This is a genomic window from Streptomyces sp. col6 (assembly GCF_008042035.1).
Taxonomy (GTDB): Bacteria; Actinomycetota; Actinomycetes; order Streptomycetales; family Streptomycetaceae; genus Streptomyces.
In genome coordinates, this window is record NZ_RDBL01000017.1 from 8385 (window position 1) to 20510 (window position 12126).

Below are 12126 nucleotides of genomic sequence, written 5' to 3' on the forward strand. Positions count from 1 at the left end.
GGTCCGGAGGGCGGCGGGCTGGGCAGGTCGGGCGTGGTGCGGACCCGGATGTCCGTGCCGGTGGCGTTGTCCGAGGGGTTGGGGTCGACGACGGCCCCGGTGACCGACCAGCCGAGCTGCCAGGGGCCGTTGCTGACGCCGGTCAGCCGTACGGTGACCTCCACCTCGGCGCCCGGCTTCAGCACCCCCAGGCCGCAGCTGGGCGAACCCGGGGTGCACGGCCCCGCGGTGCTGGTCAGCTCCTCCAGGCGCACGCCCGGCGGGAGGTCGGCGGTGAACGTGGTGCCGGGCGAGAGGGCCGGCCCGTGGTTGGTGACGGTGACGGTGACGTCGACCGAGGAGCCGGTCTCCACGGTGGGAGCGGTGGGCGGTGCGGTGACGGTCAGGTCCACCTGCTGCTGGAAGGCGGGCTCCTTCTGCCGGCCCGGCAGCTCCGAGGTGAGCGGGGTCAGGGTGCCGGTGGCCAGGTCGAGCTGGGAGAGCTGCTCCGGGGAGCTGGGCGCCCGGTCGCGGCGGTGGCTGAGCACCAGCCGGGAGGCGTCCGGCGACCACGCCACGTCACGCGGCTGGTAGGGGCCGGTCAGCTCGACGTCCGGGATGCGCGCGGCGCACGCGGTGGGGTCGTCGCGCCGGCCGGACGGCAGCACGACACGGCAGTTCTCGCCCTTCGGCGAGGTGACGACGACACTGGCGCGCTGGTTGATCTGGTCGGCGCGGTCCTTGCGGTTGAAGGCGATGGACGTGCCGTCGGGCGAAAAGGCGGGGCTGTCGTCGATGACCTTGCACTCGCCGGGGCAGCCGGTGACGCTGAGATCCAGCTGCTGGGTGAGCGCGTTCGCCGGGGCGGTCCACACGTGCTTGATGCCGCCGAGGCCCCGGATGACCTTGTCCCTGGTGAAGGCGAGCGTGGAGCCGTCCGAGGACCAGGTGGGCTGTGCGTCGGCGCCCTGCACCTCGCCCGCGGGCGGGACGACCCTGCCGGTGATCTTCCCGGTGGCCACCTCGGCGACGAGCACCTGGCTGGACCAGGTGCCGTTCTCGCCGGGCGTGGAGCGGGTGAAGGCGAGGCGGGTGCCGTCCGGTGAGAAGGAGGGGTCGGTGTCACGGTCCCGGGGACCGCGCCCGTCCAGCTTCATCGCCTCCGGGTGCGTCCCGTCGGTGTCGGCGAGCCAGATCCGCTGCACCCGCTGCCCGTCGATCGTCTCGAAGCGGGTCACGGCGATGCGGCGGCCGTCGGGCGTGTACGTCTGCCGCTCGGTCCAGGGGTCGTAGCCCTCGGCCGGGTGGAACAGCGGGTCGTCGGCGGGGTCGTCGCTGGTGTTGGTCTTCGCCCTGGGGTCCTCGCGCAGGACGTCGAGCCTCAGGTCGCGCGGGTCGGAGCCGTCCTGCCGCATGTCTTGGAGCGTGACCAGGGCGGCGTCCTTCGTGGTCCGGCGGGTGACGACCGTGCTCCAGGAGTCCGGGGAGCCGAGCACCGCCGGCGTCTGCACCTCGCGGTCCTCGGTGAGCACCATGTGCGGGGCCGGGTCGTCGAGGGACACGATCCGGTAGACGTGGTCGTAGACGGAGCAGCCGCAGTCCGTGTTGGGGCTGAGGAAGAGCAGGCCCTCGCCGTCGGGCAGCCAGGCCGAGGAGCGGGTGCCCCAGTCGTTGCCGAGAGCGGTCAGCACGGGGCGGGCGGTGCCGGGCCCATCGGTGACCCGCAGCCGGTGCCCGGTGTCCGTGTCGGACGCCGGCTCGACGTGCAGCGTGTACGAGACGCGGGAGCGGTGGACGTCGTCGCCCACCGGATTCCACTCCGGCTCGTCCGCGTCGCCCTCGGCGCTGTTGCTCAGGCACGTCACCGGGCCGCCGGACAGGTCGCGTGCGTAGATCTGGGTGCCCGGCTCGGGCCCGCCGTCGCTCGCGTACGCGATGCGCTTGCCGTCCGGGGAGAGCGTCGGGGACGTCTCCTCGGCGGGCGTGTCCGTGAGCTGCCGCGGCGGGGAGCCGTCGAGGCCCACCGACCACAGGTCGCGGCGGCCGCCGTTCCCGGGGGAGTCGAAGACCACCGTCCGCCCGTCGGCGGAGAGTTCGGGGTGCGCCGCGTCCATGCCTTCGGTCAGCTTGCGTACGGTGCCGTCGGCGCCGCGCAGGTACACCTGCGGCCGTATCTCGTCGCGCAGGCTCGTGAAGACCAGTGCCTGGCCGCGCCCGAACGCGTCCTGGTCGTAGTGCGCGGGGCCGTCGCCGCCGAACAGGTCCTCGGTGGCGGTCTCCGAGGTGACCCGGCCCAGGCTGCGGTGCCCGGTCCCGGCGAACGCGATGCGCCCGGCGTCCGCCACCGCCGCGTCCGCGGCGTCCGCCACGGGCTGTGCCTGCGGGGCGGACACGGAACCCGCCACCAGCAACGGCGTCAGCAGCAGAACGGCACCGCCGAGCCGACGCCAACGGGCGCCCCTAGCCGGGCCAGCAGGACCGCCCACGGGTCCACCTCACAGTCTGGTCGATGGTTCTCCACGTCGAGCATCCTGCGTAAGGGGGCCGGGGAACAGGGCCCGGAGTACCCGGGGCGGGGGTAAAGGCGGTGCCCTTTGCGGGCGGTCAGGGGTGGCGCTGCGCCAGGCGGGTCTGCTGCTCGGCCCGGACGTTGTCCCGGACGCCCTGGAGCATGGACCCGATGTACCGGAGGTCCTCGATCAGCTGGTCGTAGCCGTCCTGCGCCTGGATGTCGCGGAACTCGACACGGCGGTGCGCCGGGTTCGCGTCGGCCATGTGCTCCAGGTTGACCGCCTGGTAGTGCAGGCGGTCCTCCGGATGGTCGGCCACCTTGTCCCGCAGGTTCTGTGTGGCGTCCCGGTGGAGGGGCAGGGCCTGCATGTGTGCCTGGAGGCGCCGGATCGCGCCGAGCAGGTCCACGTCGCCCCGGTGCGCGTCGGCCAGGGTCTCGTCGAGGACGGCCCGCACCCCGTTGAGATGGGTCTCGCCCTGGGGGAGGTCACCGGTCCACGGCGCGTTCACCACGTCCTTCTCGCGCGGTGCGGCGCCGAACCGGGCGACCCAGTCCTCCCACTGCGTCTCCCACTCCCGCATGGACTGGACGAAGAGCTCGACGCTTCCGCCGAACGTCGTCGCGCTGTCCAGCGAGAGGTGTCCGCCGCCCCCGGCGATGCTCTGGTCCACGTGCAGACCGGTGGCCTCGGCGAGCGGGAAGATATGGCTGCGCAAGATGAAGCGCACCGGGGCGGCGTGCAGCCCGGCGACCGGGGTCGGGTCGGTCCGGGTCTCCAGGCAGGCGTCGTCCATGGTGATCTCCCACCACCACTCCGTGGAGCCGTTGCTGTACGTGAACCTCTTCGCGTCCTGGTCCTTGACGGTGGTGTCGCTGACGGTGAGCGAGAACCCGGCCGGGAGCGCGGCGGCCCGGACCCGCGCGGCCCAGTCGTTCATCCTGCCCTTGGCGTACGTGATCGCGGCCCGCGCCCGTGCGTCCTCCTGCCCGGTCAGGCCGCCGATGTCCACGCGCAGGGGGGTGCCGCCGGCCGTTCCGCTGAGCGTGGCGTCCGTGAAGGTGAACTCGGTGCCCACGACCGCGTCCCGCAGGGGGTTGGCGTAATCCGCCTCCTCCCCGGCCTTGGCGGCCGTCGCGCACTCCTCCTCCATCATGTTCAGGTTCTGCACGACCGTCGTCAGCGAGGCGTCGACGCCCTCCCCGGCCGAGGCGGGCCCGTCCTTCACGGCCTGGGTGACGGTCTGCCAGGCGCCCCCGATGCCCAGGTCGGCGAGCAGCTTGTCCAGCTGCTTCCTGTTGAGCTTCTTCCCCAGCCCGACCTGCGCGTAGTCCGCCAGGATGCGCTGCGCGTCGGACTGGACGTACGCCAGGGCCGCCTGCCGCCACGCGCCCGCGTCCCCGCTCGCGCGCGGCTCCATGAACCGCTGGACCGGTACGTCTCCGGCGCGCTCCGCCCCGGTGTGCGCGTGACCGGTGTGCGCGTGACCGGTGTGCGCACCGGACTGCCGGAGCAGGTGCAGGGCGGCCGCGTTGCCCAGGGTGCGCTGGACGTCGAGGAGCGCGGTCCGCTCCGCCGGGGCCGGGCCGCGCGCCGGGGTGGGCCGGGTCTCTGCGGTCCGGTCGGTGCGGTGCTCACGCTGGGACGGGGACAACGGGGATGCCTTTCGACGAACGGTCACCGCCACCAGACCCGGCGGGGCCCCCGTACGGCAAGGGTCACCGGGGCAGAGACCGGGACACGCGCCCCGCCCTGCCGCCGGCGCCGGTGAACCACGGGGGCAACACGTGCTGCCCCCGCGGTGCCCGCCCGGCTCCTCAGATGAGCCCGTGCCGCATCGCGTAGCCCACCGCGTGGGCCCGGTTGCGCAGGTTGAGCCGGGTGGCGACCTCGTGCAGCACGTTCTTGACGGTGCGTTCGGAGTACGAGGTCTTCTGCGCGATCTCCGCGGTGCCGTAGCCCTCCGAGACCAGCCGGATCATCTCCGCCTCGCGCGTCGTGAGCGTGGACAGCGAGAGCCCCCTCGGGTCGAGGACCGAGCGGTGCAGGCTGCTGACGTGGTCGATGAGCTTGCCGAGGAGATCCCCGGGAAGGACCCCCTCGCCCTTCGCTATGGCCGTGACGAGGTGCACCAGCCGGTCCTGGTCGGCCTCCCCGCGCCGCAGCACGGCGGCGACGCCGTACTCGATGAGGGTCTGGAGGGCGCCCGCCTCGAAGTAGCCGACGACCAGGCCGGTCCGGGTGGCGGTGTTGCGCTGGAGGCGGTGCAGGAGCTGGACGGCGGCCTCGTTCACCACGTCCACCACCACCAGCGAGACCTGGGCGCGGTCCGCCTCCTCGTCCGGTATCAGCTCGATCTCCGGGCGCGTGCGCAGCTGTTGCACCACCCCGGTCCGCAGGATCAGGTCCTCCGCGTACACCGCCACCGAGACCCGTTCGAGCGCCCGGCCGGGCGTGCCGGGTGCGGGGTGTCCGGGCGGATCGAGGGGGTGGACGCCCGCCCCTGTCGTTGTCATGTCAGTTGTCATCGTGGTCATGTGCTCGTCCTTCTGGGCCGCTTCCGCCGATATCCGTTACGTCCGGTGCCGTACGCGTTCGTCGCGCGTGCGCAGGGCGACCTGGCCCGGGGATGCGGTACGGGTGGCCGGCGCGGGTGTGCCCCCGGGGCACCCGCGGTGCCCGCACATTGCCCTCGCGCCCCTGCTGCCGGGAGTACGGCGCGGCCTAACGTCGCATCGTGACCACATCTGCCGAACTCGACATGCCCACGGTGACGGTGTCGCCCGGCGCCGAAGCGACGACCACGCTGACCGTGCGCAACGACGGCGACATCGTCGAGGCCTACACCCTCGACGTGGTCGGCGACTGTGCGGCGTGGACCACGGTCGAGCCGGCGCGGGTCTCCCTCTACCCGGGTACCTCCGAGACCGTCACGGTACGGTTCGCGCCGCCCCGGTCCCACGAGGTCCGCGCGGGCGAAAAGCCCCTGGGTATACGGGTCCTGCCCGCGGAGCACCCCGAGTCGGTGGCCGTCCCCGAGATGACGGTGGTGGTCGAGCCCTTCCGCGAGCTGCGGGCCACGCTGGAGCCGGGACGGCGCAGGGGCTGGCTGGGGGCCAGGTTCAGGACCGCGGTGCAGAACCGTGGGAACGCTCCCGTGGATGTCGCGCTGAGCGGCAGGCAGCCAGGAGAGGAACTGCGCCTCGCCTTCACGCCGGAGCGCCGGCGGCTGGAGCCGGGCGAGTCCGCGGAGGTGGGCCTGAAGGTCCGCGCCCGCAAGCTGATCCGGTTCGGCGCGCCCACCGCCTGGCCGTTCGAGGTCGTGGCCGGGGAGCCGGAGGCCGAGGGCGCCGCCGTCGAGGACGACCGGGCCGCCGGACGGCCGGAACCCCTCCCGGGCGAGTTCGCCCAACTCCCGCTGCTGCCGAAGTGGTTGCTGATCCTGCTGGCGGCGATCCTCGCGCTGCTGCTGGCCTGGTTCGCGCTGGTGCGCCCCGCCGTCCGCAGCACCGCCAAGGAGGCGGGCGCGAAGGCCGCACAGGAGGAGAACCGGGAGCCCCGGCAGAACGGCGCGGCGTCCGGCGGCACCGACGGCGGCCAGGGGAAGCCCGAGGGCCAGGGCGGCACGGCCGGCGCGGACGGGTCCGGCGGCGGCTCGGGCGGTGCCGGTTCGACCGGCGGTACGGGCGGCACCGGTGGCGGGAACCCCCAGCAGAGCTCCGAGACCATCGATGTCCAGACGGGCGCGGGGGCCCGGAAGACCGGCACGTATGTGGTCCCGGAAGGCAAGGCATTCGGTGTCACGGACATCGTCGTGGCCAATTTCCAGGGCGACGAAGGGCTGCTGACCATCTCCTTCGGCAAGCGGAAGATCACCACGATTGCGCTGGAGACGTTCAGGAACCAGGACTATCACTGGGTCACCCCCATTCAGATTCCGGAGAAGGCGGCGGTCACCGTTTCCGTGACCTGCTCCAAGCCTGGGACTCCGGCCACCGGTACGCAGGCTTCCGGATGTCACCAAGTGCTCAATGTGAGCGGCGAGCTGAGCGATGTAGCGCGAGAAGAACGATAGCGCCGGGTACCCGTCGTTCTGTTCCGGCTACGTGAACAGACGGGTTTCCCACCTGCGGGGATGCGCCACCGTGTGTTCATCCGGGTGTGTCCCTTCCCACACCCGGACACACCCGTAAGGGCTGGACGCGTAAATGCGCGGAGTGCGGGCAGTGGGTGAATCGCGGTGGTTCCCGGGTGATTCCCGGTCATTTCCGTGTGCGGTGAATGGACTGGACCACCGAGGGCCGTGCTCGGCGGAGCGGATCGGGCCTCATCCGGTTCCCCGCGGGCACCGGATAAATCCAGCCGATCCCGCCGGGAGGCCCAGTAGTTTCTGGCTGAAATTAATCCCTCGCGCCGTGTGACGGGGCGCACAGGCCCGGAAAGGCAGCGGTCCTGCCCCCCGGCCAGGACTTTGAGACCTACTGCCGCGGCACATCTCCTGACAAGACTGGGCGGGCGAACGACTGACCAGCCGAAGGAGCGAGCATGCCGTCGTACCTCACCCCAGGTGTATACGTGGAGGAGGTGCAGTCCGGAGCGCGGCCCATCGAGGGTGTCGGCACCGCGGTCGCAGCCTTCGTCGGCTTCGCGGAGACCGGTCCCTTCCACCGGCCGACGCTGGTGACGAGCTGGGACCAGTACGTCTCGACGTTCGGCACCTTCACCCCGGACACCTATCTGACGCTCGCCGTCCACGGCTTCTTCAGCAACGGCGGCGGCGCCGCGTACATCGTGCGGATCGGCGGCCCCGCCGAGGGCGCGGCCCAGGACACCGCGCCCGCGACGGCCCCGTCCGTGGCCATCGGCGGCTTCCTGGTCTCGGCCCGGCCGGGCGCCGGTGACGGCCTGTCCATCGAGGTCGTCGACGCCGAGGGCGAGAACCCGCCGGAGGACCGCTTCCGCCTGCTGGTCCGTCAGGGCGGCAAGGTGGCCGAGACCTTCGACACCTCCGTACGCAAGAACGTCAAGGGCTACCTGGTCACCCAGGCCCGCCAGTCCAAGCTCATCGAGGTCACCGAGCAGCCCGGCGCCGCCCAGACCCGCCCCGAGAAGCAGAGCCTGACGCTCGCGCCCGCCACCCCGGACGCCGGCGCCACCGGCCGGACCGGGCCCACCGAGTACGTGGGCGACGCCTCGGCCCGTACCGGCATCGCGGCCCTGGAGGCGATCGACGAGATCACCATGGTCGCCGTCCCCGACCTGATGAGCGCCCACAAGCGCGGCGACATCGACGACGAGGGCGTCCGGGCCGTACAGCTCGCCCTCATCGCGCACTGCGAGCAGATGGGCGACCGGGTCGCCGTCCTGGACACCCCGCCCGGCATGAACGCCCAGCGCGTGCGCACCTGGCGCAACGACGACGCCGGCTACGACTCGCGCTACGCGACCGTGTACTACCCCTGGCTCAAGGTCCTCGACCCGTCGACCGGCCAGCAGACCCTGATCCCGCCGAGCGGCCACGTCGCCGGTGTGTGGGCGCGCAGCGACGGCGAGCGCGGTGTGCACAAGGCCCCCGCGAACGAGGTCATCCGGGGCGCGCTCGACCTCGAACTCCGCCTCAGCCGGGGCGAGCAGGACCTGCTCAACCCGATCGGCGTCAACTGCGTGCGCGCCTTCCCGGGCCGGGGCATCCGGATCTGGGGCGCCCGCACCCTCTCCTCCGACCCGGCCTGGCGCTACCTCAACGTCCGCCGGCTCTTCAACTACCTGGAGGAGTCCATCCTCCTGGGCACCCAGTGGGTGGTCTTCGAGCCGAACGACGACCGCCTCTGGTCGAGCATCCGGCGCAACGTCACCGCGTTCCTCTCCGAGGAGTGGCGCCGGGGCGCGCTGTTCGGCCGGACGGCCGAAGAGGCCTTCTACGTGAAGTGCGACCGGGACAACAACCCGCAGGAGTCCATCGACCTCGGCCAGGTCATCTGCGAGATCGGCGTCGCCCCGGTGAAGCCGGCGGAGTTCGTCGTCTTCCGCCTCTCGCAGTTCTCGGACAGCACCAGCCTCGTGGACGAGTGACCGTCCCCGTCACGCGGTGACCCAGCAGGCAACAGACAGCGAACGGAACAGGTGACACAGAGTCATGGCAGAGGGCGACGCTCTTTCCACCCACGTCTTCGGCGTGCAGCTCGGCGGCTATCTCGTGGAGTCCATCCAGGAGATCAGCGGACTGACCGTCGAGGAGGAGGTGGTGGAGGTCCGGCAGGTGACCTCCACCGGCAAGCAGATCATCCGCAAGCAGCCCGGCGCACGCCAGGCCGGCGAGGTGACGATCACCCGGGGACTCGACAAGAGCAGCGAGTTCACCAAGTGGATCAAGGAGACGCTGAACAACGGCGCCGTCGACACCGCGCGGCAGAACCTCACCATCGAGATCAAGGACTCCAAGGGTGAGACCGTCCGCCGCATCCAGCTGATGCAGGGCTGGGCCAGCCGCTGGGAGGGCCCCTCGCTGAAGGCGGGCGAGTCCAGCGCGGCCACCGAGACGGTCACCATCACCTTCGAGGAGATCGTGGTCGAATGAGGCGCAGGACCGTATCCGGCGGCGACCTCGACCAGGTCCTGGACAGCCTCGCCGCCGCCGCGCCCACGCAGCGGGAGGCGCCGGAGACCCCGGCGCCGCCGCCCGCGCGCCAGCCCGAACGGGGCGGCATGCAGACCGAGTTCGAGTTCGAGCTGCCGCGCGGATACGTGGACGACGAGGGCCAGGTGCACCGGACCGGGTCCATGCGGCTGGCCACCGCCCGGGACGAACTGCGCCCGCAGATCGACCTCCGGGTCAAGGAGAACCCCGCGTACCTGAGCGTGGTCCTGCTCAGCCAGGTGATCACCCGGCTCGGCTCGATCACCGATGTGCACGTGGGGGTCGTGGAGCGGATGTACGCCACCGACGTGGCGTTCCTCCAGGACTTCTACCGCCGCATCAACAGCGAGGGGCACACGCACGCCGCGGTGACCTGCCCGCTGTGCCAGGGCTCGTTCGAGGTGGACCTGTCGGGTGAACGCCTGGGGGAATAGTGACGTACGCGCCTGCCCGGCTGCGGGAGGAGCTCGCGTACATCGCCTACCACTTCCACTGGCAGCGCGAGGAGATCCTCGACCTCACCCATGGTGAGCGACAGGAGTGGGTGAGGGAGATAGCGCGGATCAACACCCGCGTCAACGAGAGCGGGTGAGGGCGTGGAGTTGAGGGGCTGGTTCCGTCGGGGGCCCGCGAGCGGGCCGGGTGGCGGGGACGCGTCGGCCGGTCCCTCGCCGCGTGGCGCGAACGGTTCCCCCGGGGCCGGTCCGGCCCCGGAGTCCGGGGCCGGCCCTGAGGCGGCTCCTTCCGCGCGTCCCGGTGCGGACTGGGACGGCGGGTGGCGTCGGGTCGCGCCCCCGACGGTGACCGTCGCCCGCTCCTCGATCGGCGTCAGCGACGGCCTGCGCTTCCGGTCCCGTCTGGCGTCGTGGCAGAACGCGGCCTACACCGACGGCGAACTCGGACACGCGGTGCTGCCGTCCGCCCCGGTGGGGGTGGTGAGCGGGGTGACCCGCACACCGAGCACCCCGCGCAGTACGCCCTCGGGCGCCGCACCGCTGGTGCTGCGCGCGGCGGGCGAGGAGACGCCGTCCGCCCCGGTGGAGAGCGGTACGGGCACGGGCCCGGCGCCCACCGGCCCCCGGCGCGTGGTCCGGGCCGTGTCCGGGTCGGCGACCCGCGCGTCCGGGGACGCCGGCGCGCCCGCGTCGCCCCCGGCGCCCGTACGGGCCCGGCGCACCTCGCCCCCGCTGACCATCGCCCGCCGCCCGGCGAAGGCCGCCCCGCGCACGGTGTCCGCCGTCCCGTCGTCCGGGGTGCCCGCGCCGGCCGCCGGTGGCGGGGCCGCCCCGTCCGGCGCGCCTGCGGTGCGCCCGTCACTGGGTGGCCCGCCGGCCGCACCGGCTTCCGGAAACGACCGGCCGGGCCCGGCCACGGTGCCATCCGGGGCGGAGATGCCGGTGGTCCAGCGGCGGGCGGACACCTCTGCCGAGCCCCTGGGGAGCGGCGACCCCGCGCCGGAACAGTCCTCCGGTACGGGACCGGCGGCGGTCCAGCGGCAGACGGACGCGCCCGGCGCCCCCGTGGTGCGCCCCGCGCTGGGTGTGCGCACGGGCGAACCGGCCGCCGGGGACGGCCGGTCGGCCCCGGCCGCCGGTGCGGGTCCGGTGGCCTCGGGACCAGACCTGCCGGTGGTCCAGCGGCACACGGACGCGTCCGTTACGCCGGAGGGGCCCGGTGCCACGCCCGGCGCCCCCGTGGTGCGCCCCGCGCTGGGTGCGCGTACAGGCGAACCGTCCTCCGGGGACGGCCGGTCGGCCCCGGCCACCGGTGCGGGTCCGGCGCCCTCGGGACCGGACCTGCCGGTGGTGCAGCGGCACACGGACGCGTCCGGCGCCCCTGTGGTGCGCCCCACGCCGGGCGGCCACGCGGGCGAACGGCCCACCGGGGCGGGCCCGTCCGCGCGGACGGCGGGCCCGGGGTCCTCCGCCGGACCGGACCTGCGGGCGGTGCAGCGTCAGTCGGACGCCTCCGCGTCGGCCGGTCCTGTGGTACGTCCTGCGCTGGGCGCGCGCTCGGGTGACCCGGCCGCCGGGCCGGTGGTGCAGCGTCAGTCGGACGCGCCCGCGTCGGCCGGTTCTGCGGTGCGCCCCGCGCCGGGTGCGCGTTCGGGCGATCCGGCCGCCGGGCCGGATCTGCCGGTGGTGCAGCGTCAGTCGGACGCGCCCGCGTCGGCCGGTCCTGCGGTACGTCCTGCGCTGGGCGCGGGTTCGGGCGTGCTGCCCGCCGGGCCCGACCGGTCGGGCCAGTCCGCGCGGACGGCCGGGCCGGATCAGCGGCAGTCGGACGCGCCCGCGTCCGCCGCTCCTGCGGTACGTCCTGTGCTGGGCGCGGGTTCGGGCGATCCGGCCGCCGGTCCTGCGGTGCGCCCCGCGCCGGGTGCCCGCTCGGGCGAGCCGGCCGCCGGGCCGGGGTCCTCGGGGCCGGACCTGCCCGTGGTCCAGCGGCAGTCGGACGCGCCCGCGTCCCCCGCTCCTGCGGTACGCCCCGCGCTGGGCGCACGCTCGGGCGAACCGCTCGCCGGGACCGCCCAGCCGGCGGTCCGGCGGCAGTCCGGCGCCCCCGCGCCCGGTGCGCGTTCGGGCGAGCCGGCCGCCGGGCCGGAACTGCCCGTCGTGCAGCGGCAGTCCGACGCCCCCGCGACCGGCGGGACGCAGACCGGTCCGGCCGCCGGCGAGGCGCCTCCGCGCACCGGACCGGCCGCCGGGCCCTCCGTACGCCCCACCCTGGGCGCGGGGGCCACCCCCGCCGCCGGGGACGGGCCCCTGCCCGTGGTCCAGCGGCAGACCGGCGGCCGGATCGCCCGAACCCGCGCCCAGCACAGGACGTACCGCAGGAGCGGCGGACGCGGGCGCGTCCGACTGCCGCTGATCCGGCCCGGCCGTCCGCGCGGACTGGCCCGACCGGTCGGGCCCGGCGGGCAGCACGCCCGAACCCGCGCCCAGCGCAGGACGTACCGCAGGACCGGCCGACGCGGGCGCGTCCGACTGACGCTGCACCACC

Annotated in this window: 9 protein-coding genes; 6 read left to right on the top strand and 3 right to left on the bottom strand. The window is 73.8% G+C overall.

Annotation, left to right across the window (positions count from 1 at the left end):
• From EAO73_RS25455 to EAO73_RS25465, 3 genes are all read right to left on the bottom strand, one after another.
• Positions 1–2465: DUF11 domain-containing protein (locus tag EAO73_RS25455; RefSeq protein WP_147973927.1), on the bottom strand; the 2465-nt coding region annotated here is incomplete at its 3' end.
• Positions 2466–2583: 118 nt separating this feature from the next.
• The gene (locus EAO73_RS25460; protein WP_147973916.1) at positions 2584–4143 is read right to left on the bottom strand and encodes a hypothetical protein; all 1560 of its coding nucleotides are present in this window, start codon (positions 4141–4143) and stop codon (positions 2584–2586) included.
• 163 nt (positions 4144–4306) lie between these two features.
• Positions 4307–5026: a helix-turn-helix transcriptional regulator gene (locus tag EAO73_RS25465; protein ID WP_147973917.1), complete on the bottom strand. Its 720-nt coding sequence runs from the start codon at positions 5024–5026 to the stop codon at positions 4307–4309.
• Between the two features lie 224 nt (positions 5027–5250).
• Between EAO73_RS25465 and EAO73_RS25470 the strand changes: the two genes are divergently transcribed.
• The 6 genes from EAO73_RS25470 to EAO73_RS36095 all read left to right on the top strand — a co-directional run.
• On the top strand, positions 5251–6564 hold the full coding sequence (locus EAO73_RS25470) for a hydrolytic protein (protein WP_147973928.1): 1314 nt from the start codon (positions 5251–5253) through the stop codon (positions 6562–6564).
• Between the two features lie 470 nt (positions 6565–7034).
• On the top strand, positions 7035–8561 hold the full coding sequence (locus EAO73_RS25475; RefSeq protein ID WP_147973918.1) for a phage tail sheath family protein: 1527 nt from the start codon (positions 7035–7037) through the stop codon (positions 8559–8561).
• A gap of 64 nt (positions 8562–8625) precedes the next feature.
• Positions 8626–9066, top strand: a complete 441-nt coding sequence (locus EAO73_RS25480) for a phage tail protein (protein WP_111337042.1) — start codon at positions 8626–8628, stop codon at positions 9064–9066.
• Positions 9063–9560, top strand: coding sequence for a hypothetical protein (locus EAO73_RS25485; RefSeq protein ID WP_147973919.1), 498 nt, complete (start codon positions 9063–9065; stop codon positions 9558–9560). Before EAO73_RS25480 ends, EAO73_RS25485 begins: the two co-directional genes overlap by 4 nt.
• On the top strand, positions 9560–9718 hold the full coding sequence (locus tag EAO73_RS36090) for a DUF6760 family protein (RefSeq protein ID WP_018519429.1): 159 nt from the start codon (positions 9560–9562) through the stop codon (positions 9716–9718). The genes EAO73_RS25485 and EAO73_RS36090 overlap by 1 nt, the downstream gene beginning before the upstream one ends.
• A gap of 208 nt (positions 9719–9926) precedes the next feature.
• On the top strand, positions 9927–12126 hold a 2200-nt coding region (locus tag EAO73_RS36095), incomplete at its 3' end, for a hypothetical protein (RefSeq protein ID WP_191134218.1).

Bases quoted from the DNA above. Each gene is read 5' to 3' on its own strand.
- EAO73_RS25480 (WP_111337042.1), top strand. From the start codon at position 8,626: ATGGCAGAGGGCGACGCTCTTTCCACCCACGTCTTCGGCGTGCAGCTC.
- EAO73_RS25465 (WP_147973917.1), bottom strand. From the start codon at position 5,026: ATGACCACGATGACAACTGACATGACAACGACAGGGGCGGGCGTCCAC.
- EAO73_RS25470 (WP_147973928.1), top strand. From the start codon at position 5,251: ATGCCCACGGTGACGGTGTCGCCCGGCGCCGAAGCGACGACCACGCTG.
- EAO73_RS25475 (WP_147973918.1), top strand. From the start codon at position 7,035: ATGCCGTCGTACCTCACCCCAGGTGTATACGTGGAGGAGGTGCAGTCC.
- EAO73_RS25485 (WP_147973919.1), top strand. From the start codon at position 9,063: ATGAGGCGCAGGACCGTATCCGGCGGCGACCTCGACCAGGTCCTGGAC.